General features: G+C 73.5%; 18 protein-coding genes and 1 pseudogene. 3 read left to right on the top strand and 16 right to left on the bottom strand.

Annotation, left to right across the window (positions count from 1 at the left end; translation table 11 throughout):
- Positions 1-244: 244 nt before the first annotated feature.
- The 9 genes and pseudogenes from CBP52_RS01330 to CBP52_RS18095 form a co-directional block, all read right to left on the bottom strand.
- Positions 245-1,353, bottom strand: a pseudogene (locus CBP52_RS01330) (branched-chain amino acid aminotransferase).
- A gap of 163 nt (positions 1,354-1,516) precedes the next feature.
- Positions 1,517-2,575 carry a 3-isopropylmalate dehydrogenase gene (locus CBP52_RS01325; RefSeq protein ID WP_094179500.1) on the bottom strand — a complete coding sequence of 353 codons (1,059 nt, stop codon included), beginning with the start codon at positions 2,573-2,575 and terminating at the stop codon, positions 1,517-1,519.
- A gap of 74 nt (positions 2,576-2,649) precedes the next feature.
- The gene (locus tag CBP52_RS01320) at positions 2,650-3,075 is read right to left on the bottom strand and encodes a hypothetical protein (RefSeq protein ID WP_094179499.1); all 426 of its coding nucleotides are present in this window, start codon (positions 3,073-3,075) and stop codon (positions 2,650-2,652) included.
- 105 nt (positions 3,076-3,180) lie between these two features.
- Entirely contained in the window at positions 3,181-4,209 is a 1,029-nt protein-coding gene (ilvC, locus tag CBP52_RS01315) for a ketol-acid reductoisomerase (protein WP_094179498.1), read from the bottom strand.
- 78 nt (positions 4,210-4,287) lie between these two features.
- Positions 4,288-4,812: an acetolactate synthase small subunit gene (ilvN, locus tag CBP52_RS01310; RefSeq protein ID WP_094179497.1), complete on the bottom strand. Its 525-nt coding sequence runs from the start codon at positions 4,810-4,812 to the stop codon at positions 4,288-4,290.
- Positions 4,812-6,692 carry an acetolactate synthase large subunit gene (locus CBP52_RS01305; RefSeq protein WP_094179496.1) on the bottom strand — a complete coding sequence of 627 codons (1,881 nt, stop codon included), beginning with the start codon at positions 6,690-6,692 and terminating at the stop codon, positions 4,812-4,814. Before CBP52_RS01305 ends, ilvN begins: the two co-directional genes overlap by 1 nt.
- Before the next feature lie 264 nt (positions 6,693-6,956).
- Positions 6,957-7,940, bottom strand: coding sequence for an ABC transporter permease subunit (locus tag CBP52_RS01300; RefSeq protein WP_094179495.1), 984 nt, complete (start codon positions 7,938-7,940; stop codon positions 6,957-6,959).
- Positions 7,937-8,878: an ABC transporter ATP-binding protein gene (locus CBP52_RS18100; protein WP_094182050.1), complete on the bottom strand. Its 942-nt coding sequence runs from the start codon at positions 8,876-8,878 to the stop codon at positions 7,937-7,939. The genes CBP52_RS01300 and CBP52_RS18100 overlap by 4 nt, the downstream gene beginning before the upstream one ends.
- A gap of 142 nt (positions 8,879-9,020) precedes the next feature.
- On the bottom strand, positions 9,021-9,374 hold the full coding sequence (locus CBP52_RS18095) for a hypothetical protein (protein ID WP_094179494.1): 354 nt from the start codon (positions 9,372-9,374) through the stop codon (positions 9,021-9,023).
- Positions 9,375-9,463: 89 nt separating this feature from the next.
- On the opposite strand from CBP52_RS18095, the gene CBP52_RS18090 reads away from it, so the two are divergent.
- A complete protein-coding gene (locus CBP52_RS18090) occupies positions 9,464-9,910 on the top strand; it encodes a hypothetical protein (protein WP_157732464.1) in 447 nt (148 codons plus the stop codon).
- 113 nt (positions 9,911-10,023) lie between these two features.
- Here CBP52_RS18090 and CBP52_RS01285 read toward each other — a convergent pair whose 3' ends face one another.
- From CBP52_RS01285 to CBP52_RS01265, 5 genes are all read right to left on the bottom strand, one after another.
- Positions 10,024-11,019, bottom strand: a complete 996-nt coding sequence (locus CBP52_RS01285; protein WP_094179493.1) for an ABC transporter ATP-binding protein — start codon at positions 11,017-11,019, stop codon at positions 10,024-10,026.
- 115 nt (positions 11,020-11,134) lie between these two features.
- Positions 11,135-11,728: a pyridoxamine 5'-phosphate oxidase family protein gene (locus CBP52_RS01280; protein ID WP_094179492.1), complete on the bottom strand. Its 594-nt coding sequence runs from the start codon at positions 11,726-11,728 to the stop codon at positions 11,135-11,137.
- A 9-nt stretch (positions 11,729-11,737) separates the two neighbouring features.
- Positions 11,738-13,501: an alpha-glucosidase gene (locus CBP52_RS01275; RefSeq protein ID WP_094179491.1), complete on the bottom strand. Its 1,764-nt coding sequence runs from the start codon at positions 13,499-13,501 to the stop codon at positions 11,738-11,740.
- Positions 13,502-13,572: 71 nt separating this feature from the next.
- Positions 13,573-15,276, bottom strand: coding sequence for a dihydroxy-acid dehydratase (gene ilvD / locus CBP52_RS01270; RefSeq protein ID WP_094179490.1), 1,704 nt, complete (start codon positions 15,274-15,276; stop codon positions 13,573-13,575).
- 80 nt (positions 15,277-15,356) lie between these two features.
- On the bottom strand, positions 15,357-17,654 hold the full coding sequence (locus CBP52_RS01265) for an esterase-like activity of phytase family protein (RefSeq protein ID WP_232514599.1): 2,298 nt from the start codon (positions 17,652-17,654) through the stop codon (positions 15,357-15,359).
- Positions 17,655-17,807: 153 nt separating this feature from the next.
- Here CBP52_RS01265 and CBP52_RS01260 point away from each other — a divergent pair, with 153 nt between their 5' ends.
- Complete coding sequence (locus tag CBP52_RS01260; RefSeq protein ID WP_094179489.1) at positions 17,808-18,509, top strand: SRPBCC family protein; 702 nt, start codon at positions 17,808-17,810, stop codon at positions 18,507-18,509.
- A complete protein-coding gene (locus CBP52_RS01255; RefSeq protein ID WP_198303625.1) occupies positions 18,506-18,904 on the top strand; it encodes a helix-turn-helix transcriptional regulator in 399 nt (132 codons plus the stop codon). Before CBP52_RS01260 ends, CBP52_RS01255 begins: the two co-directional genes overlap by 4 nt.
- On the opposite strand, the gene ilvD (CBP52_RS01250) is transcribed toward CBP52_RS01255, so the two are convergent.
- Both ilvD (CBP52_RS01250) and CBP52_RS01245 read right to left on the bottom strand, forming a co-directional pair.
- Positions 18,882-20,744, bottom strand: a complete 1,863-nt coding sequence (gene ilvD / locus CBP52_RS01250; protein ID WP_094182047.1) for a dihydroxy-acid dehydratase — start codon at positions 20,742-20,744, stop codon at positions 18,882-18,884. The genes CBP52_RS01255 and ilvD (CBP52_RS01250) overlap by 23 nt on opposite strands.
- Positions 20,745-20,964: 220 nt before the next feature.
- Positions 20,965-23,283, bottom strand: a complete 2,319-nt coding sequence (locus CBP52_RS01245) for a glycoside hydrolase family 3 N-terminal domain-containing protein (protein WP_198303509.1) — start codon at positions 23,281-23,283, stop codon at positions 20,965-20,967.
- Positions 23,284-23,290: the final 7 nt, after the last annotated feature.

Below are 23,290 nucleotides of genomic sequence, written 5' to 3'. Positions count from 1 at the left end.
AAAAAGACCCCCCGGGGTACGGGAGGTCTGCGCGCCGGCGGGTGGGCCGACGCGCTAGTCGATAATCGAGGTCCACGGGGACATGCGGCCATGGTGACACACCCCACGCCCCGCGGTCACGCCCGCCGCGCGCCGGGTCCACCCTTCGGACCCGCACTGGTCCCCGCACTGGTCCCCACACCAGTCGCCGCACGACGCGAGGGGCGCCCCGGCCGGGACGCCCCTCGTCGTGCGCGCCGGCGCGTCAGGCCAGGCGGTGCAGCCAGCCGTGCCGGTCGGTCGCGCGGCCGTACTGGATGTCGGTCAGCTCGGCGCGCGTCCGCGTCGTCACCGCACCGGCCTCGCCGTCCCCGACGGTCAGGTCGAAGTCGGTGCTCTTGAGGCGGCCGATCGGCGTGATCACGGCGGCCGTGCCGCACGCGAACACCTCGGTGACCGAGCCGTCCTCGAGCCCCGCGCGCAGGTCCGCGAGCGCGAGGGGCGCCTCGCAGACCTCGTGCCCCGCGTCCGTCAGGAGCTGCAGGATCGACGAGCGCGTGACGCCCTCGAGGATCGAGCCCGACACGGGCGGCGTGGCGACCGAGCCGTCCGCCCGCACGACGAACACGTTCATGCCCCGAGCTCCTCGAGGTACGTGTTGGTCGACGCGTCGAGGAAGCAGACCTGCTCGCAGCCCTGCTCGTACGCGTTCTGCTGCGGCAGGAGGCTCGCGGCGTAGTTGCCGCCGCACTTCGCGGCGCCCGTGCCACCCGCACCCGCGCGGTGGTACTCCTGGTCGACCCAGATCGCCACCGGCTTCACACCGCCCGAGAAGTACGGTCCGACCGGCGAGGCGATGACGAGGTACTCGACCTCGAGCGAGGGCCGCACCCCGAGGAACGACTCCGAGGCGTACATGAACGGGCGCAGGTACAGGCTGGTCTCGTCACCCGTGGGGATCCACGCGGCGTCGGTGCGCACGAGCGCCTCGATGGACCCGAGGAAGTCCGCCTCGGACAGCTGCGGGAGCGCCAGCCGCTCGGCCGACCGCGCGAACCGCTCGGCGTTGGCGTGCGGCCGGAACGTCCACACCGAGCCGTCGGCGTGCCGGTACGCCTTGAGGCCCTCGAAGATCTCCTGGCCGTAGTGCAGCACCGCGGTCGCCGGGTCGAGCTGCAGCGGGCCGTAGGGCTCGACGCGCCGGCCGTGCCAGCCCTCGCCCTGCGTGTAGGAGATGCGGGCCATGTGGTCCGTGAAGACCGTGCCGAACTTCGGCGCGGCCAGCAGCTCGGCGCGCTGGGCGTCGGGCACGGGGCTCGTCGTCGCGTGCACCTCGAAGAGGTCGGCGGACGTGGAGGAAGCGACGGTGCTCATGGGAGGGCCTTTCACCTGGGCTGGTCTGACGGTACCCGGCGGTGGCGGCCTGGTGCACCGCCCCTCGCGCCCGTCGCGTGCGCGACGGACCTCAGGGACGGACCGGCCGTCCCGTCACCGGGGACCCGGGACGGGGAGCGACGGCCTTCGGCAGGACGGGAGGTCAGCCCGCGACGCGCGCGGCGAGGTCCTTGCCCACCTCGGCCGTCGACCGTACTCGCTCGGCGGCGCCGCGCTCGGCCAGGTCGGCCGCGACGGCGTCCTCGACGGCCTGCGCGTGGGTGTGCAGGCCGAGGTGGTCCAGCAGGAGCGCGACCGAGAGCACGGTGGCGGTGGGGTCCGCCTTGCCCTGGCCGGCGATGTCGGGCGCGGAGCCGTGCACGGGCTCGAACATGCTCGGCGCCGTGCGGTCCGGGTTGATGTTGGCGCTGGCCGCGAGGCCGATGCCGCCCGTGACGGCGGCCGCGAGGTCGGTGAGGATGTCGCCGAACAGGTTGTCGGTGACGATCACGTCGAACCGGCTCGGGTTCGTGACCAGGAAGATCGTCGCGGCGTCCACGTGCAGGTAGTCCACCGTGACGTCCGGGAACTCGGCGTTGACGGCCTCGACCGTGCGGCGCCACAGGTGACCGGCGTGCACCAGCACGTTGTGCTTGTGCACGAGCGTGAGCTTCTTGCGCGGGCGGGCCGCGGCGCGCGCGAACGCGTCACGGACCACGCGCTCGACGCCGAACGCCGTGTTGACGCTCACCTCGTTGGCGACCTCGTGCGGCGTGCCGACGCGGATCGCGCCGCCGTTGCCCACGTACGGGCCCTCGGTGCCCTCGCGCACCACGACGAAGTCGACGTCACCGGGCGCCGCGAGCGGGCTCGTCACGCCGGGGAACAGCTTGCCCGGGCGCAGGTTGACGTAGTGGTCCAGCGCGAAGCGGAGCTTGAGCAGCAGGCCGCGCTCGAGCACGCCCGACGGGACGCTCGGGTCGCCGATCGCGCCCAGGAGGATCGCGTCGTGCGTGCGGATCGCCTCGAGGTCACCGTCCGTCAGCGTCTCGCCCGTCGCGTGCCAGCGGCGCGCGCCCAGGTCGAACTCCGTGGTGCTCACGCCGACGCCCGATCCCGCGAGTGCCGCGTCGAGCACGAGGAGGCCCTGCTCGACGACCTCGGTGCCGATCCCGTCACCCGCGACGACGGCGAGGCTGATCTGCGTGGCGTTGCTGCTCATGGCTCCACCCTACGTGTGACGTCCCACCACCCGGACACCCATCTCACCATCCGACCCGCGCGGAGGCGGACCCGTCAGTCCACCGGAGGCGTCGGACCGTGCGTCGGGTACACCAGCTCGTACGCCTCGTCGACCGCCGTGTCCGTCACCGTGACCTGGGTCGTGCGGATCAGCGCGCGCGGCTCGCCCAGGCTGTCCAGCACGATCGCCAGGTCACCGACCCGCGGCAGGTCGTCGCCCGCGGCGAAGTCCGCACGCGCGCTCGTCGTGCGCGAGCGCTCCCCCGCGAGGACCTCCCGGACCGCGTCGTCCGCCTCCGCACCCGACCCGTACGAGAACGACGGCGGCGGCACCACGTCGAGCGGCACGGCGCCCACGATCCCGTCCAGCTTGCCGAACCCCACGTGGCCACGCGCCGCCTGCCAGAACGCCGTGATCCGCTGGTCGCCGTCCGCCGCGACCTGCGCGTGCCCGGCCACACCCTCGTCGTACTCGCTCATGGACCTGCCCTCCGGAGTCGGTTGGTGCGGCCCATCCTGCCCTGGGACGACGGACGCCACACGTCCGCGCGCGTGCGCAGCCGTGTGGCGTCCGTCGACGTGGCGTCAGCGCGCGGCCGAGCCCTCGGTGTAGTCCTGGTCGGACGGCTTCACCCACGCGAACAGCTTGCGCAGCTCGCGGCCGACCGGCTCGATCGGGTGGTTCTGGCCCTTCTCGCGCAGCGCCTTGAACTCCGGCGCGCCGGCGTCCTGGTCGTCGATGAAGCGCTTGGCGAACGCGCCGTTCTGGATGTCGGCGAGCACGGCCTGCATGTTCGCCTTGACGTCCGGCGTGATGACGCGCGGGCCCGAGACGTAGTCGCCGTACTCGGCCGTGTCGGACACCGACCAGCGCTGCTTGGTGATGCCGCCCTCCCAGATGAGGTCGACGATCAGCTTGAGCTCGTGCAGCACCTCGAAGTACGCGACCTCGGGCTGGTAGCCCGCCTCGGTCAGCGTCTCGAAGCCGTACTGGATGAGCTGCGAGACGCCACCGCACAGGACGGCCTGCTCACCGAACAGGTCGGTCTCGGTCTCCTCGGTGAACGTCGTCTTGATGCCCGCGGCACGCAGGCCGCCGATCGCCTTGGCGTACGAGAGCGCGAGGTCCCACGCGGCGCCCGACGCGTCCTGCTCCACGGCGACGATCACCGGGACGCCGCGGCCGTCGACGTACTCGCGGCGCACCAGGTGCCCCGGACCCTTGGGGGCGACCATGAGCACGTCGTGCCCCGCGGCCGGCTGGATGTAGCCGAAGCGGATGTTGAAGCCGTGGCCGAAGACGAGCGCGGCGCCGTCCTTGAGGTTCGGCTCGATCTCGTCGCGGTAGACGATCCGCTGGACCTGGTCGGGCGCCAGGATCACGACGACGTCCGCGTCCCGCACCGCGTCGGCGACCGACGCGACCGCGAGGCCCTGGTTCTCGGCCTTCGCCCGCGACGGGGAGCCCTCGCGCAGACCGACGGTCACGTCGACGCCGGAGTCGCGCAGGTTGAGCGAGTGCGCGTGCCCCTGGCTGCCGTAGCCGACGACGGCGACCTTCTTGGACTGGATGATCGACAGGTCGGCGTCGTCGTCGTAGAACAGCTCGGCCACGATGGGTCTCTCCTTCAGATGGGGTCGCTCGGGGTCCCGAGCGGGGTCGTGCGGACTGGCAGGTCTGGGAACGGTGTATCAGGCGGAGCGCGTGACGCGCTCGAGCGCCCGGTCCGTGATCGAGCGGGACCCGCGGCCGATGGCCACGGTGCCGGACTGCACGATCTCACGGATGCCGAACGGCTCCAGGGCCGTCAGGAGCGCGTCGAGCTTGCCCGGCGAGCCGGTCGCCTCGACGACGACCGTGTCCGGCACGACGTCGACGACGTGCGCGCGGAACAGCTGCACGACCTCGAGCACCGACGTGCGCTGCGTGACGTCCGCCTTGACCTTGACGAGCAGCAGCTCGCGCTGGACCGAGGCGGCGTCCTCGAGCTCGACGATCTTGATGACGTTGATCAGCTTGTTCAGCTGCTTGGTCACCTGCTCCAGGGGCAGCTCGTCGACGTCGACGACGACCGTGATCCGCGAGATCTCGTCGTGCTCCGTCGGGCCCACGGCCAGGGAGTGGATGTTGAACGCCCGCCGCGCGAACAGCCCCGCGACGCGCGTCAGCACGCCGGGCTTGTTCTCGACGAGCACGGACAAGGTGTGGCGGCTCATCAGTCCTCCCGGTCCCACGCCGGGGAGATCCCGCGTGCGTACTGGATGTCGTCGTTGCTCACGCCCGCGGCGACCATCGGCCACACCATCGCGTCGCGCGAGACGGTGAAGTCGACGACGACGGGCTGGTCGTCGATCTCGAGGGCGCGCTTGATCGTCGCGTCCACGTCGGCCTTCGTCTCGCAGCGCAGGCCCACGCAGCCGTACGCGTCGGCGAGCTTGACGAAGTCCGGGATGCGGCGGGTGCCGTGGCCGGTGTGCAGGTCGGTGTTCGAGTACCGGGACTCGTAGAACAGCGTCTGCCACTGGCGCACCATGCCCAGCGAGGAGTTGTTGACGACCGCGACCTTGATCGGGATGTCGTTGATCGCGCAGGTCGCGAGCTCCTGGTTGGTCATCTGGAAGCAGCCGTCGCCGTCGATCGCCCAGACCGTGCGGTCCGGCTCCCCGACCTTGGCGCCCATGGCCGCGGGCACGGCGTAGCCCATGGTGCCCAGGCCGCCGGAGTTGAGCCACGAGTTGGGCCGCTCGTACTTGATGAACTGCGCGGCCCACATCTGGTGCTGCCCCACGCCCGCGACGTACGTCGCCTCGGGCCCGGTGAGCTCGCCGATGCGCTGGATGACGTGCTGCGGTGCGAGGTGACCGTCGGAGGGCTCGTCGAAGCCCAGCCCGAACGTCTCGCGCCACGCGTCCAGCTGGCGCCACCAGCCCTCGAGGTCCGGCTTGCCGTGGTGCGCGTGCTCGCGCTCGAGCTCCGGGAGCAGGTCGGTCAGGACCTCGCGCAGGTCGCCGACGATCGGGACGTCGACCGCCTTGTTCTTGCCGATCTCGGCGGGGTCGATGTCGGCGTGGACGACTGTCGCGTGCGGCGCGAACGACGAGAGCAGGCCCGTGACGCGGTCGTCGAACCGGGCACCGAGGGCGACGATCAGGTCGGCCTTCTGCAGCGCGGCGACGGCCGCGACCGTGCCGTGCATGCCGGGCATCCCCAGGTGCTGCGGGTGCGTGTCCGGCAGCGCGCCGCGGGCCATGAGCGTCGTGACCACCGGGGCGCCCGAGGCGTCGGTGAGCCGGCGCAGCTGCTCGGCGGCACGCGCGCGGATGACGCCGCCGCCGACGTACAGCACCGGGCGCCGCGACGTGGCGAGCAGGCGTGCGGCCTCGCGGATCTGCTTGGCGTGCGGCTTGGTGACCGGGTGGTACCCGGGCAGCGAGACCTCCTGCGGCCAGGCGAACGTGGTGGACGCCTGCATCGCGGACTTCGCGATGTCGACGAGCACGGGCCCGGGCCGCCCGGACGCGGCGACGTGGAACGCCTCGGCGATGACCCGCGGGATGTCGGCGGGGTCGGTGACGAGGTAGTTGTGCTTGGTGATCGGGAGCGTGATGCCGACGATGTCGGCCTCCTGGAACGCGTCCGTGCCGATCATCGCGGCGCCGACCTGGCCCGTGATCGCGACCATGGGCACCGAGTCCATGTTGGCGTCGGCGATGGGCGTCACGAGGTTCGTCGCGCCCGGGCCCGACGTCGCCATGCACACGCCGACCCGGCCGGTCGCGGCCGCGTAGCCGGTCGCGGCGTGGCCCGCACCCTGCTCGTGCCGCACGAGGATGTGCCGCAGGCGGGTCGAGTCCATGAGCGGGTCGTACGTCGGCAGGATCGCGCCACCGGGGATCCCGAAGACGACCTCCGCGCCGACCTCCTCGAGCGAGCGCACGATCGACTTCGCGCCCGTGACCTGCTCGGTCACGCGCTCGACCCGCTCGGACGGAACGACCGGCGTGGGCGCGCTCGGGGGCGCGGGACGCGCGGTCGCGCCGACCACGGCGGGGCTCACGGGCATCCGCGGCGGTGCCGGGTGGGGGCCCTGGACCATCGGTGTCTCCCTGCTGCTGGTGGGTGCTGCGTGTGGTGCTCGACTGGCTGGTCCTGCAAACAGAAAACCCCTCGCGTCGGACGGGCCGACGGTGCGAGGGGTGCGCGCGCTGACGAAGCCTGTGCTGCTGGCCTCAGCCGGCGCGCTCAGGAAGTACTACGAGGATCGTCTGCACGAGGGCGAGGTTACGCCTCCGTCGGTTCGCCTGTCACGTCTATCCGCATCCGTCTTGCATGGTGGTGCACGCGTCCACCTGGTGGACGCTCAGGGCACGTCGCGGACCCGGAACGACACCGCGCCGAGGCCGAGGACGACGAGCGCCGCGACCAGCAGCACCCCCGCCCCCTGGACGGGGCTGACGACGTGCTCCACCACCGCGCACACCGGCGGCCCGTCGGCGCCGCCCACGCACTCCTCGACGCCGTACGTCGTCCCGCCCTCGAGCCACGCGCGCAGGCTCGTCGCGAGCGTGACGCCGCGCGCCGCCGGCACCAGGAGCGGCAGCGCGCTCTCGATCGCCGCGACCCACCACACCACGAGCCCCGCGACCCCCGCACCGACCCGCAGCGCGAACGCCAGCCCCACCCCGACCGCGACCGCCCACAGCCCCGCGGCGAGCGCGCGTGCCGTCGCGACCGCGACCACGCCGGCGGCACCCCCGGCGTCACCGGTCGCCCCGTTGACCGCGACGATGGCCACGATCCCGACCAACGCTGTCCCGAGCGCGACGAGCGCCACGGGCACGGCCGCCGCGAGCGCGGCTACGAGCCGGCTGACCAGCACGCGCCCGCGGCGCGGCGCGAACGTCAGCCAGGTCCCCATCGCGCCCGAGCCGAAGTCCGCGGTCACCAGCGTCACCCCCATCACCAGGAGGCCGACGAGCACCACGACCGCCATCGGCGGGTACCGGTGCTCGAGGGTCTCCACCAGCGCGGGGCGGTACGGCAGCACCTGCTCGAGGGTCGGCGGGGTGCGCAGCGGGTCGCACAGCACGTGCGGGTCCTCGCCGTCACGCTCGGCGTTCTCCTCGCACACCTCGACCCACCCTGCGTGGTCCGACTCCCACCGGGCGGTCGCAGTGGCGAGTTCCTCCTGCGCCTGGGCGAGCGCGCCGGCCGACGGCGGGCGCGTGTCGTCCCACGCCGCGACGACGAAGCCGAGCGCGGCGACCACGAGCACCACCGCGGTCCCCCACACGACCGCACGCGAACGCACGCGCAGGAGCTCGGCGCGCAGCAGCGGGCTCACGGGCGCACCTGCGCGACCCCGGGCGCCCGGTCCGTCCCGCCCGCGCCCACGTGCGCGGTGAGCTCGAGGAAGACCGACTCGAGGTCGTCGCGCACGGTCCCGACCTCGGACGCGAACAGCCCCTCGCGTGCGAGCGTCTCGTTGACGAGCGCCGGGTCCGGGACGCCCGCGACGAGCAGCGCCCCGCCCTCGCGCGTCACGCGCCACCCGCGTGCGGTGAGCAGCGCGTGGGCCGCCGGGACGTCGCGCAGGACGACGCGCACCTGGCCGCGGCCCCGGACCAGCTCGGCGACGGACCCGCTCGCCACCGACCGACCGCGCGCCACGATCGACACCGTGTCCGCCACCTGCTGCACCTCCGCGAGGATGTGGCTGGACACGAGCACGGTCCGGCCCTCGTCGCCGAGGCGCCGCATGGTGGCGCGGACGTCGCGGATGCCCGCGGGGTCGAGGCCGTTGGTCGGCTCGTCGAAGATCAGCAGGTCCGGGTCCTTGAGGAGCGTCGCCGCGATCGCGAGGCGCTGCTTCATGCCGAGCGAGAACCGCCGGAACGGGTCGCGGGCGCGCTCGCGCAGGTCGACCTGGTCGAGGACCTCGTCGACGCGCGTGCGGGGCACGTCGATCGCGGACGCGAGCACCTCGAGGTTGCGACGCCCCGAGAAGCTCGGCACGAACTTCGGCTGCTCGACGATCGCGCCGACGCGTGCCACCACGGCCGGCAGCCGCTGCGGCACCGGCTCGCCGAACAGCCGGATCTCGCCCGAGTCCGGACGCGCGAGACCGAGCAGCATGCGGATCGTCGTCGTCTTGCCCGAGCCGTTCGGGCCCAGGAACCCGTGCACGCCGCCCGCGGGCACCTCGAGGTCGAGACCCTCGACCGCTACGACCTGCGAGAGGTCGAACCTCCGGAACGTCTTGCGCAGCGCACGCGTCGAGATCGCGGGGCCGTCCCCGTGCGTGCCGATGATCGGGCCTCCTGCGCTCGTCGTCCCCTCCTGCAACGACACGACGGCACGCGGTCCCGAGGGCACGCCGCCACGTTCGCCCGTCCGGAGCAGCCCGCCCGGAGCAGCCCGGGCGTCAGGACACGTCGCGCCGGCGGAACACGACCGCCGCGAGCACCACGACGACGAGCACGAGACCGCCGAGCACGGCCGCGCCGTGCCCCGCCGACACCGTGTGCGTGATCGACGTGCAGGACTGGCCGCCGGTCTCGGCGTCGAACCCGCACACGTCCTCGTACCACTGCGTGCCGTCGCGGACCCAGGCGTCGATGTTGGTCTGCAGCAGCCAGGGCCGCGCGCGCGGCGCGAGACCCGCACCGATCCCCTCGACGACGACGCCCCACGCGAGCACCGCACCGAGCACCGCCGCGGTATGCCGCAGGAGGAACCCGAGCGCGGCGCCGAGCACCGCGAACGCGACCCCGAGCACCGCGATCCTGCCGCCCGCCGCGGCGGCGTCCGCGAGCGTGAACCCGCTGCCCCCGACCCCTGCGGAGGGTTCGGGTTGCGCAGCGCGTCGTGCGCCGCGAACGCGCCCCACGTGCCGCCGACGAGCAGGGTCACGGCCAGCACGGCGGTGGGGGCGAAGCCCACGACGGTCGCGACGAGCTTGCTCGCCAGCACGCGGCCGCGGCGCGGGGCGAACGTGAGCCAGTTCCCGATCGCGCCCGTGCTGAACTCCGCCGCGACGAACGAGGCGCCGGCGAGCAGGGCGGCGAGCGCCAGGAACGACGCGACGCCCCACACGATCGACGCGCCCTCGGTGTCCCAGTACTGCCGCCACGGCAGGAAGTCCTCGACCGTGGGCGTCCACTCGCACTGGAACTCGATCGTCGGGTCGCCCTGCGCCTCGCGCTCGCGCGCCTCGTCCGCGAGGCACGCGTCCACGTCCTCCTGGGCCGGCGGCTCGTACGCGTCGACCTGCTGCTGCGCGAGCGCACGGTCGGCCGCGCTCGCCTCGCGTGAGCCGTTGTACGCGCCGAGCGGCCCGAGCACCATGAGCGCGACGGTCGCGGCGCTCACCAGCCACAGCATGGTCCGCGCGAACCACCGCGCGACCTCGGTCGTCACCAGCCGGCTCATGCCGCACCCCCCGCCGCGCGACGACCCGTCGGTGCCGCGTCCCGCCCGTCGTCCGGCGGGTGCGTCCCCGGTCCCTGCCCGGCCGTGAGGTCGAGGAACACCGACTCGAGGTCGGCACGCACCGGGACGAGCTCGTCGACGAACAGCCCCTCGCGCGCCAGCACCTCGGTGATGCGCGCGGCGCCGGGCGCGCCGTCGACGAGCAGGTGCCGCCCGTCGCGGCGCACGGTCCAGCCCTGCGCCTCGAGCACGGCGCCCGCGGTGCCGGGCACCTCGATGCCGACGCGCACGCCGCCCTGCGACCGTGAACCGATGAGCTCGGCGACGCGCCCCTGCGCGACCAGCCGGCCGCGCGCGACGATCGACACGGTGTCCGCGACCTGCTCGACCTCCGCGAGGATGTGGCTCGAGACGAGCACGGTCGTGCCGCGGGCGGCGAGCGTGCGCATGGTCTGACGGATCTCCCGGATCCCCGCGGGGTCGAGCCCGTTGGTCGGCTCGTCGAAGATCAGCAGGTCCGGGTCCTTGAGCAGGGTGGCCGCGATCGCGAGCCGCTGCTTCATGCCGAGCGAGTACGTGCGGTAGGGGTCGCGGGCCCGGTCGGCGAGCCCGACCTCCTCGAGCACGGTGTCGACCAGCCCGGGCTCGGCGCCGATCGCGCCGCTCAGCAGGCGCAGGTTGCGGCGTGCGGACATCGTCGGGAAGAACTTCGGCTGCTCGACGATCGCGCCCACGCGGCCGACGACGTGCGGCAGCCGCTCGGGCACCGGCTCGTCGAACAGGCGCATCGTGCCCGAGTCGGGGCGCACGAGGCCCAGCAGCATGCGGATCGTCGTGGTCTTGCCCGCGCCGTTCGGCCCGAGGAACGCGTGCACGCCACCCACCGGGACGTCCAGGTCGAGCCCCTCGACCGCGACGTGCCGGACGCCGCGGCGCCGGTACGTCTTGCGCAGCGCGCGCGTCGAGATCGCGAGCGCACCCGTGAACGCCATGCCTGCCCCCTCGTCGGTGCCGCACGGTCGGGGCACGCTCTGCGCACCGTACCGGCCCGGCGCACACCGCCGAGGGCGAACGCGCGGGTGACGGCGCGGACCACCCGACAGGGGGTCAGCCCGCCGCGGCGTCCTCGACGGCGTCGGGGTCCATGTCGAACGCCGGGAGCCCGTCCACGCTCGTGCGGTTCTTCAGGCGCCGGTAGTCCGCCCGGCCCTGCACGCCCTTGCGGGCCATGTACGGCGGCAGCAGGTCCCGCTCGCCCTCGTACGACAGGAGCGGGACGCCGTAGCCGCACGAGTCGGAGACGCGCTCGACGTCCACGACGACGACCGCCCGCACCCCGCGCGACTCGTCGAGCCCGCCGTCGAACCGGGCGAGCAGCGCGTCGAAGCCCTCGTCGTAGAGCGTCACGAACCGCCCCCGGCCGTGCAGGCGGACGATGTTCGGCGGCCCCTCGAACGCGCAGAACATGATCGTGATGCGGCCGTTGTCACGCAGGTGCGCGATCGTCTCGGCGCCCGAGGCCGTGACGTCCACGTACGCGACCGTGTGCTCGTCGAGCACGGCGAACGTCCCGCCGATCCCCTTGGGCGAGACGTTGACGTGACCGCCGGGGCCGCTCGGCGCGGTCGCGACGAAGAAGACGTGCTGACGCTCGATGAACGCCCGCAGCCGCCCGTCGATGCTCTCGTGGACCTTCCCCATGCCGGGAACCTACGCGGGCCGGCCGTCCCCGCCGAGCCCCGTCCCGCCCGCAGAGACGGTGCGACGCACGACGAGCGCCTCCCACGGGCGCAGCCGCACCGGCGTCTCGACCACCCGCGCGTCGTCGTAGTTGCCGAGCAGCACCTGCGCGTCCGTCCACACGGGGTCGACCAGCGCGAGCTGCTCGTCGCCCGAGACGTTCCCGAGCACGAGCAGCTCGACGTCGTCGAGCCGCCGGGTGAACGCGTACACGGCCTCGTCGTCCGCGAGGAGCATCGTGAAGTCGCCCAGCGCGACCGCGGGCTCGGTGTGCCGCAGCTCGACGAGGCGGCGGTAGTGGTGGAACACCGAGCGCGGGTCCGCCCGCTCGGCCGCCGCGTTCACGGTGACGTGGTTCGGGTTGACGTCGATCCACGGGGTGCCGGTGGTGAAGCCGGCGTGCGGGGTGGCGTCCCACTGCACCGGCGTCCGGGCGTTGTCGCGGCTCATCGCCGCGAACGCCGCGAGCAGCTCGTCGTCCGTGCGGTAGCGGCGCGCCTCCGCGAGGTGGTTCAGCGTCTCGATGTCGCGGTAGCCGTCGAACGACGTCAGGTGCGCGTTCGTCATCCCGAGCTCCTCGCCCTGGTAGATGTACGGCGTCCCGCGGTGCAGGTGCAGCAGCGTCGCGAGCATGGTCGCCGACTCGCGGCGCCAGGCGCCGTCGTCGCCCCACCGCGAGACGATGCGCGGCTGGTCGTGGTTGTCCCAGTACAGCGAGTTCCAGCCGCGCCGGGCGAGGCCCGCCTGCCAGCGGCCGAAGCTCGCCTTGAGGTCGGTCAGCCGCAGCGGGCGCGGGTCGAACTTCCCCCCGGGGCCGTGGTCGAGCCCGACGTGCTCGAACTGGAACACCATGTCGACCTCGCGGCGCTCCGGGTCGGTGAACAGCTGCGCGTCCTCGAGCGTGACGCCGGGCGTCTCGCCGACCGTCAGGAACGCGCCGTCGCGTCCCGCGAACACCTCGCGGTGCATCTCGGCGAGGAACTCGTGGACGCGCGGGCCGCTCGTGTAGAACGGGCTTCCGTCGCCCAGCCTGCCGTCGTGGGTGATCCCGTCGGGCAGCGAGCCGTCGTCGTGCACGGCCTTCGAGACGAGGTTGATGACGTCCATCCGGAAGCCGTCGACCCCGCGGTCGAGCCACCAGCGCATCATCGCGTACACGGCGTGGCGGACCTGCGGGTTCTCCCAGTTGAGGTCGGGCTGCTTGCGGCTGAACAGGTGCAGGTAGTACTCCCCCGTCGCCTCGTCCCACTCCCACGCGGGCCCCGAGAAGAAGCTCGCCCAGTTGGTCGGCTCCGCGCCGGGGGTGCCGGGTTCCATGCCGGGACGCGCGGGCCGCCACCAGTACCAGTCGCGCTTCGGGTTGTCCGACGACGAGCGCGACTCGACGAACCACGGGTGCTCGTCGGACGTGTGGTTCACGACGAGGTCCATCAGCACCTTCATGCCGCGCGCGTGCAGCGCCGCGATCACCTCGTCGAGGTCCGCGAGCGTGCCGAACAGCGGGTCGACGTCCTGGTAGTCGCTGATGTCGTAGCCGTTGTCGTCCTGCGGGCTGCGGAAGACCGGCGAGAACCACACCACGTCGACCCCGAGCTCGGCCAGGTGGTCCAGGCGCTGCAGGACGCCGCGCAGGTCACCGACGCCGTCGCCGTCCGAGTCCTGGAACGAGCGCGGGTAGACCTGGTAGACGACGGCCCGCGTCCACCACGGCGCGTCCTGCTGCGTGAAGCCCATGCCTCACCGTAGGCAGCACGCGCGCCGGCCGCCCGCGCTCGTCGGCCCGCTCCGCTCCCGTGCACCCGCGGTCAGGACAGGACCGCGCCGCGGCTCGCCGACTGCACGAGCTTGGCGTACTTCGCCAGGACACCGCGGGTGTAGCGCGGCGGCAGCGGTGCCCAGCCCTCGCGGCGGCGCGCCAGCTCGTCGTCGTCCACGAGGAGGTCGAGACGCGCGTGCGCGACGTCGAGGCGGATGCGGTCACCGTCGCGCACGAAGGCGATCGGGCCGGCGTCGACCGCCTCGGGTGCGATGTGCCCGACGCACAGTCCCGTCGTGCCGCCCGAGAACCGGCCGTCGGTCACGAGCAGCACGTCCTTGCCCAGCCCCGCGCCCTTGATCGCGCCCGTGATGGCGAGCATCTCGCGCATGCCCGGCCCGCCCTTGGGGCCCTCGTACCGGATCACGACGACGTCGCCCGCCTGGATGGTGCCGTCCTCGAGCGCGTCGAGCGCGCCGCGCTCACGCTCGAACACGCGCGCGGTGCCCTCGAAGACGTCCGAGTCGAAGCCCGCGGACTTGACCACCGCGCCGTCCGGCGCGAGCGAGCCCGACAGGATCGTGATGCCGCCCGTGCGATGGATCGGGTCGTCGAGCGCACGCAGGATCCTGCCGTCGGGGTCGGGCGGGTCGAGGTCGGCGAGGTTCTCGGCGACCGTGCGGCCCGTGACCGTCAGGCAGTCGCCGTGCAGCAGGCCGGCGTCCAGCAGCGCCTTCATGACCACCGGCACACCGCCCACGCGGTCGACGTCGTTCATGACGTACCGGCCGAACGGCTTGAGGTCGCCCAGGTGCGGCACGCGACGCGCGACGCGCGAGAAGTCGTCGAGCGTGAGGTCGACCTCGGCCTCGTGCGCGATCGCGAGCAGGTGCAGCACCGCGTTGGTCGAGCCGCCGAACGCCATGACGACCGCGATCGCGTTCTCGAACGCCTCCTTCGTCATGATCTGGCGCGCGGTGATCCCGCGGCGCAGCAGCTCGACGACGGCCTCCCCCGACCGCTGCGCGAACTGGTCGCGACGCCGGTCGGCCGACGGCGGCGCGGCCGAGCCCGGCAGCGACATGCCCATCGCCTCGGCGACCGACGCCATCGTGTTGGCGGTGTACATCCCGCCGCACGCGCCCTCGCCCGGGCAGATCGCACGCTCGATGCGGTCGAGGTCCTCGCGGCTCATGAGACCGCGCGCACACGCGCCGACGGCCTCGAACGCGTCGATGATCGTCACGTCCTTCTCGGTGCCGTCCGAGAGCTTGACCCAGCCCGGCATGATCGAGCCCGCGTACAGGAACACCGACGCGAGGTCGAGCCGCGCCGCGGCCATGAGCATGCCGGGCAGCGACTTGTCGCACCCCGCCAGGAGCACCGAGCCGTCGAGCCGCTCCGCCATCATCACCGTCTCGACCGAGTCGGCGATCACGTCGCGGCTCACGAGCGAGAAGTGCATGCCCTCGTGGCCCATCGAGATGCCGTCCGAGACCGAGATGGTGCCGAACTCGAGCGGGTACCCGCCGCCCGCGTGCACGCCCGCCTTGACCGCCTTGGCGAGCCGGTCGAGCGAGAGGTTGCACGGCGTGATCTCGTTCCACGAGCTCGCGACGCCGATCTGCGGCTTCGCGAAGTCCTCGTCGCCCATGCCGACGGCGCGCAGCATGCCGCGCGCCGCCGTCGCCTCGATCCCGTCGGTGACCTGCCGCGACCGCGGCTTGACGTCGGGTGCATCCAGATCGGTCATGCGCCCACCGTAGGAGCGGGGCCCGCAGCGCGCTATGGGCAGGGCGCGCTACGGGCGGGGCGGGCTACGGGCGGGGCGCGCTACGGGCGGGCGCCGAGCGCCGCGACCGCGACGTCCGGGTTGTCGCTGAACACCCCGTCGACGCCCGCCCCGACGAACGCGCGCACCTCGGCCGCGAGGTCGCCCGTGCCCGCGGGGTCGTCGCCGCGACGCAGGTCCGTCGGCAGGAACGTGTTCTCGCGGCGGAACGTCCACGCGTGCACGGTCAGGTGCTCGCGGTGCGCGTCGCGGACCACCGACGTGGGCCGCGCGAGCCTGCCGTCCGGCGTGCGCGGGATCACGCGGTCCTTGCACAGCCCGACGCCGTCCGCGTAGCGGGCGACCTCCCGCAGCCCGGCGCGCGTCACGAGGTCGGCGTAGGTGCGCGGGTCGCCGGCCGCGACGAGGTCGTACGGCGCGCCCGAGCAGTCGACGAGCTGCACCAGCGGGACCTGCGTCCGGCGCGCGAGCCAGCGCAGGTTGCCCGTCTCGAAGCTCTGCACGACGACGGGCGCGTCGGGCCGGTCCAGCCCGGCCGCCCGCAGCGCGCTCAGCAGCCGCCCCTCGAGCGGCAGGCCGATCGACGCGAAGTACGTCGAGTGCTTGGTCTCGGGGTACACCCCGACCTGCCGGCCCGCGCACGAGACCGACCGCCGCGCGAGGTCGAGCACCTCGTCGAGCGTCGGCACCTCGTAGCGCCCGTCGAACGCGGCGCTGCCGGGGCGCAGCTGCGGCAGCCGCTCGACCGCGCGCAGCGAGCGCAGCTCGGCGAGGGTCAGGTCCTCCGTGAACCACCCCGTGACCGAGCGGCCGTCGATCACCTTGGTGGTGCGGCGGTCGGCGAGCTCGGGCCGGCGGGCGACGTCCGTCGTCCCGCCGATCTCGTTCTCGTGCCGCGCGACGAGCACGCCGTCCTTCGTCGCGACGACGTCGGGCTCGATGTAGTCGGCGCACTGCCGGATCGCGAGCTCGTAGGACGCGAGCGTGTGCTCCGGGCGGTAGCCGCTCGCGCCACGGTGACCGATGACCGTGACCGGGTGGCTGCGCACGCGCTCCCGCCGCAGCTCGACGATCGCGAGCTCGGTGTCGTCGGGCGTGCCGGGCCGGCGGGCGGAGTTGCCCGGGTAGTTGTTGTCGTTCGCGATCAGCAGCCGCCCGTCGCGCAGCTGCACGACCGTCTCGAACGACTGCACCGGCAGCGACCACGGGTCACCCGTGCCGTACCCGCCGTCCGCGTCGAGCCCGTGCGGGTTCGCGACGTCGAGCGCGTCGAGCACCAGCTCCTTCGCCAGGAACCCGTCGCGCTCCGCTCGGCGCAGGTCGACGCGGTACACGCGCTTCGTCACCGCTGCCGCACCCTCGAAGTCGTCGCGCTCGACGACGAGCAGCTCGTGCGCGCTCGTCGCGAACGCGTCGCCCACGACGTTCGCGTCACGGTCGGTCTCGTACGACCAGGTGCGGCCCGTGTACCGACCGCGCCGCGTGTCGAACTGCGCGACCGTGCGCCGCCGCTGCAGCGGGTCGTCGACGAACGCGCCCTCGGTGATCGGGTAGAGGTAGCGACCGTCCGGCGAGCCGGCCATCGCCTCGAACCCGCGGCTCGCGGGCAGACGCGGCGTCTCGCCCGGCTCGAGGTCGGGGCTCTGGGGCGAGCGCACGCCCGGCATGGGCACGGGCGCGCTCAGGAGCCGGCCGGTGCGGTCGACGTGCAGCAGGAACGGCCCGAACTCCTCACCGATCCAGAACGAGCCGTCCCGGGCCTGCACGAGCGACTCGATGTCGAAGTCCGCGCCCGTCAGGTACCGCTGCGCGGTGTCGCCGTTGACGATCGGGAAGTCGATCCGGCGGTCGGGGTCACGCAGCTGCACGAACCCGTCGACCCGCACGTCGCCCGCACCTCCGCGCGCCGTCTCCCACCGCGGCGTGATGCGGTAGATCCGCAGCAGGAAGTCCGCCGAGTTCGCCTTGCTGCCGAACCCGTTGTCGGGCTGCGCCCAGAACGACCCGTCGCCGGCGTCCACCACGGCGGAGAAGCCGGGGATCACCTGTCCCGCGAACGGTCCGCGCCGCCCGTTGGCGGGCGTCGCCTGGGCACCCGAGGGCGGCCCGGGCTCGAGGCGGTCGGCCGGCAACGTGGCGTGCGCGACGAGCGTGGGCTCGGTGGTCCAGGTGACCGCCGACCGCGGGCCCCGGTCACCGAGGGCCGGCTCGTCGTGGTCGCCGCCCGTCGCGTGCGCGGGCGCACTCACCAGGCTCGACACGAGGGCCGTCGTGAGGACGGCGACGGTCGCGGCTCGGCGGCCCGCACGTCCGGGGGTCCGCATGCGTGAGGAGGTCATGACCCGAGCGAACCGGACGAAACCGACGCCCGACGGACGCGCGGGCGAGCGGCCCGTGACGAGCACGTGAAGCCCGGCCGACCGGGCACCGACCCCTTCCGTCGCACGGCGGAGCGTGCAACTATAAGGCTCTGCTTATGAAAGGGGTTCGCCATGACCATCTCGGTCGATCCGATCGCCACCGCCGGGCTCGTCACGCGCGAGGTGCGCACCGGCGAGCGCGCCGGTGCGCCGACGCGCGTCGCGGTCGCCCGCCGCACGTACGCCACCGACCCGGCCGACCTGTGGGACGCGCTCACCGACCCGCAGCGCATCCCCCGGTGGTTCCTGCCCGTCAGCGGTGACCTGCGCGTCGGCGGGCGCTATTCGCTCACGGGGAACGCGTCGGGCGTGGTCGAGCGGTGCGACGCGCCGCGACTGCTCGCGCTCACGTGGGAGATGGGTCCGCAGGTGTCGTGGGTCGAGGTCGAGCTCGCGCCGGTCGGCGACGGGACGACCCTCGAGCTCCGCCACGAGGCGCCCGTCGACCCCGAGTTCTGGACGCAGTACGGCCCGGGTGCGGTCGGTGTCGGGTGGGACCTCGCGCTGCTCGGTCTGGGCCTGCACCTGGACACGGGCGAGCCCGTCGACCCCGACGACGGCGCCGGGTACGCACTGACGGCCGACGGCAGGGCGTTCGTGCGCGCGTCCGCCCAGGGATGGACCGCGGCCGCGGTCGCGGCGGGCGAGGACGCCCGGGACATGCAGGCGGCCGGGGAGCGGACCGTCACCTTCTACACCGTCGACCCCTCGCAGCCGTCCACCGAGGAGACACCGACCGAGGAGACAGCGACCGGGGAGACGCCGACCGAGTGAACGCCCGCCTGCTCCCGGCCGAGGCCGCGCTCGACGCGCTCGGCCACCCGCTGCGCCGGGTGCTCCTGCGCCTGGTCGCGGCGCAGGAGCAGTCGGTCGGGGAGCTCGTGCACCGCGTGCAGCCCGTGCGGCCCGTGTCGCAGCCCGCCGTGTCGCAGCACCTCGGTGTGCTCCGCGAGGCGGGCCTGCTGACCGTGCGGACCGAGGGCACGCGACGGATCTACGGGCTCGACCCCGCGGGGCTCGCCGACGTGCGCGCGTGGCTCGACGAGCTCGTCGACCCGCTCGCACCGCTCGCCCAGCCGCTCGACGCGCTCGCGACCGAGGTCGCCCGGGGTCGACGTGCGCGGCGTGCGTCGCAGCCGGAGCGGGTCAGCCGCGACGCAGGCGCGTGACGTCGCGGACGGCGCCACGGTCGGCGGAGGTCGCCATCGCGGCGTACGCCTGGAGCGCCGGGGACACGTAGCGGTCGCGGTCCTTCGGCTGCCACGGGGTCTCCGAGGCCTCCATCTTGGCGCGGCGCTCCGCGAGCACCTCGTCGGGCACGTTGACGCGGATGAGCCGGGACTCGACGTCGATCTCGATCTCGTCGCCGTCCTCGACCAGGCCGATGGTGCCGCCCGCTGCGGCCTCGGGCGAGACGTGACCGACCGAGATGCCCGACGAGCCGCCCGAGAACCGGCCGTCCGTGATGAGCGCGCAGACCTTGCCCAGGCCGCGGCCCTTGATGAACGACGTCGGGTAGAGCATCTCCTGCATGCCCGGGCCGCCCGCAGGGCCCTCGTACCGCACGACCACCACGTGGCCGGGCTGGACCTGCTTGGTGAGGATCTTCTCGACCGCCTCGTCCTGCGACTCGCACACCAGCGCGGTCCCGACGAAGTGGAAGACGTCGGGGTCGATGCCCGCGGTCTTGATGATCGCGCCGTCGTCGGCGAGGTTGCCGCGCAGCACCGCGAGCCCGCCCTCGACCGTGTACGCGTGGGCGACGTCGCGGATGCAGCCGTTCGCCTGGTCCGTGTCGAGCGACGCCCACACGTTCGTCGTCGAGAAGGCCTGCGTGGTCCGCACGCCGCCGGGGGCCGCGAGGAACAGCTCGCGTGCACGGTCCGTGGCCTTGCCGCCGCGGATGTCCCAGTCGTCGAGCCAGGCGCGCAGCGTCGGGGTGTGCACGCTCGTCACGTCGTGGTCCAGCAGGCCGCCGCGGTCGAGCTCGCCCAGCAGCGCGGGGATGCCACCGGCGCGGTGCACGTCCTCCATGTGGAAGCTCGGGTGGTTCGGCGCGACCTTCGCGAGGCACGGCACACGGCGCGAGATCGCGTCGATGTCCGCGAGCGTGAAGTCGACCTCCGCCTCCTGCGCGGCGGCGAGGATGTGCAGGACGGTGTTCGTCGAGCCGCCCATCGCGACGTCGAGCGCCATCGCGTTGCCGAACGCCGCCTTCGTCGCGATGCCGCGGGGCGCCGCGGTGTCGTCCTCGTCCTCGTAGTAGCGGCGGGCCAGGTCGACGATCGTGCGTCCGGCCTCCAGGAACAGCTCCCGACGAGCCGCGTGCGTGGCGAGGGTCGAGCCGTTGCCCGGCAGCGACAGGCCCAGGGCCTCGGTGAGGCAGTTCATCGAGTTCGCCGTGAACATGCCCGAGCACGACCCGCAGGTCGGGCAGGCGTTCTCCTCGACGGCGTCGAGCGCCTTGTCCGAGACGTTGTCGTCGGCCGAGTAGTTGATCGCGTTGATGAGGTTGAGCGGCGTGGCCGCCACGCCGTCCGCGACGACGGCCTTGCCGGCCTCCATGGGCCCGCCGGACACGAAGATCACCGGGATGTTCAGCCGCAGCGCCGCGTTGAGCATGCCGGGCGTGATCTTGTCGCAGTTCGAGATGCACACGAGCGCGTCCGCGCAGTGCGCGTTGACCATGTATTCGACGGAGTCGGCGATCAGGTCGCGGCTGGGCAGCGAGTACAGCATCCCCGCGTGGCCCATCGCGATGCCGTCGTCCACGGCGATGGTGTTGAACTCCTTGGCCACGCCCCCGGCCTCGCGGATCGCGCCCGCGACCAGGTCGCCCATGTCCTTGAGGTGCACGTGCCCGGGGACGAACTGCGTGTACGAGTTCGCGATCGCGACGATCGGCTTGCCGAAGTCCTCGGAGCCCATGCCGGTCGCGCGCCACAGCGCGCGGGCACCGGCCATGTTGCGACCGTGGGTCGAGGTCCGAGAGCGCAGCGGACGGCTCATCGTGTTCACTCCTTCGTCACGCACCTCGGGTCAGCACCGGTCGATCGCGGCGGGGGCAGGTGCGCTGCCCGAGAGCCTACGTCCGTCCCACGGCGCGGATGCGCCCGCGTCCACGACTCGGCCCGCGCCCCCGGACGTGCGGAGGCCCCGCGCCCCCGCACCGCCCGTGGAGGAGTGGCGGTGCGGGGCGCGGGGCCGTGGAGGCTCGCGTCCCGGGAGGTCAGGGCGCGAGGACCTCCGTGGCCGTCCAGCGGTCGTCGTCGTCGACCGTGTGGACGGGCCCGACCAGGCGGACGCTGGTGGAGGCGGCACGTTCCGCACTCGTGCCGACCCACAGCTCCAGGTCGCCCGGCTCGACGATGCGGGCCAGGTCGCGGCCGCTGAACGCGACGCGCGTCGTCGGGACGTCGAACCGCACGACGACCGACTCCCCCGCCGGGACCGCCACACGGCGGAACCCGACGAGCTGCGCGACCGGACGCGTCACGCTCGCGACGACGTCGTGCGCGTACAGCTGCACGACCTCGTCACCGTCCCGGTCGCCCGTGTTGGTCACGCGGACCGCGACGCGTACGCGCCCGTCCGTCGCGACCTCGGCCGACTCGGCCGTGAGCTCGTCGTACGCGAACGTGGTGTACGACAGGCCGAAGCCGAACGGCCGCACAGGACGCGACGGCAGGTTGGTGACGTCGCCGTCGCCGCCCAGCGCCGGGTGCAGGTACGTGTACGGCTGCGACCCCGCCGCGCGCGGCAGGCTCACGGGGAGCCGACCGGACGGATTGACGCGGCCCGACAGGACGCCCGCGACCGCGGGACCGCCCTCCTCACCCGGGAAGAACGCCTGGACCACGGCGGCGCACCGCTCGACTGCCCAGCCGATCGCGTACGGCCGGCCCGTGAGCAGCACGAGCACGACGGGCGTGCCCGTGCCGAGGACGGCCTCGACGAGCTCGCGCTGCACACCCGGCAGCTCGAGGTCGTCCCGGTCGCAGCCCTCGCCGACGGTCCCGCGGCCGAACAGGCCCGCGCGGTCGCCGACGACGACCACCGCGACGTCCGCGCCGGACGCGGCCTCGACCGCGGCGGCGAAGCCCGACCGGTCGTCGGTGTCGACGTCGCAGCCCCGCTCGGCGACGACGTCGACGCCGACCAGCTCGGAGCGCAGCGACGCCAGGACGGTCGGTACCTCGATGCCCGTCTCCACCTCGGGGTGGTGCTCGAGCACGTGGTTGACGAACGAGTAGCACCCGAACATCGCCTCGTGCTGGTCGGCGTTGGGACCGACGACCGCGACGCGCGCCGGCGTCGGACGCGATCCGCCCAGCAGTGGCAGCACGCCGTCGTTCGCGACGAGCACGACCGACTCCTGCGCGAGCCGCGCGGCGACCTGCCGGTGCGCGGGCGAGTCGAGCTCGACACCCGCGGGGGGCTCGCCCTCGAACGTCGCGTCGAGCAGGCCGAGCTCCGCCTTCTGGAGCAGCGCCCGCGTCACGGCCCGGTCGACGAGCGCCTCGTCGACCTTCCCGGCGCGGATCGCCTCGGCCAGCGGCTCGAGGTACGCGTCACCCGTGGGCAGCTCGATGTCGACGCCCGCGGCGAGCGCGAGGCCCGCGGCCTCGCCCAGGCCGTCCGCCACGTGGTGGAGGATGTCGAGGAACGCGACGCCGAAGTAGTCCGCGACGACGACCCCGTCGAACCCCCACCGCCCGCGGAGCAGGTCGGTGAGCAGCGTCGGGTCGGCGGCCGTCGGAACACCGTCGATCTCGGTGTACGCGTGCATGACCGACCGCACGCCGCCGTCCCGGACCGCCATCTCGAACGGCACGAGCAGCACGTCGGCGATCTCCCGCGGACCCGCGTGCACGGGCCCGAAGTTGCGGCCCGACTGCGACGCCGAGTAGCCGACGAAGTGCTTGAGCGTCGCGTGCACGCCCGCGGCCTGCAGGCCACGCACGTACGACGTGCCGATCTCGCCGACGAGGTACGGGTCCTCCGCGATGCACTCCTCGACCCGGCCCCAGCGGGGGTCGCGGATCACGTCGAGCACCGGGGCGAGGCCCTGGTGCACGCCGAGCGCGCGCATCGAGCCGCCGATCAGGTCGGCCATGCGGCCCACCAGCTCGGGGTCGAACGAGGCGCCCCACGCGAGGGGCGTCGGGAACGTCGCCGCCTGCCAGGCCGACAGGCCCGTCAGGCACTCCTCGTGGACGAGCGCCGGGATCCCGACGTTCGCGACGAGCGCGCGCTGCCGGCGCCAGAGCCAGGCGGCACGCTCGGTCGGGTCGACCGGGCGCGTGCCGTAGACGCGCGTCAGGTGGCCGAGCCCGTGGCGCACGGCGTCGTCGAGACCGCCGTCACGCGTGAACTCGCCCTGGAGGGGTGCGACGACCTCGCCGTCGCCCTTCTCCCAGAACCCGACGATCTGCGCGAGCTTCTGCTCGAGCGTGAGCCGCTCGAGGATCCGTGCCACACGCTCCGCGTCCGAGACGAACGTCTCGGGCGCCGGGGGCGGGCCGGTCGTGGGCACAGGGGTAGCCATGGTGCTC

Origin of the sequence: Cellulomonas sp. PSBB021 (assembly GCF_002240455.1) — a bacterium.
In the GTDB taxonomy this organism is placed as follows: Bacteria; Actinomycetota; Actinomycetes; order Actinomycetales; family Cellulomonadaceae; genus Cellulomonas; species Cellulomonas uda.
Note: the sequence above shows the minus strand (reverse complement) of the source record. Positions and strands in the feature narration are given on the sequence as shown.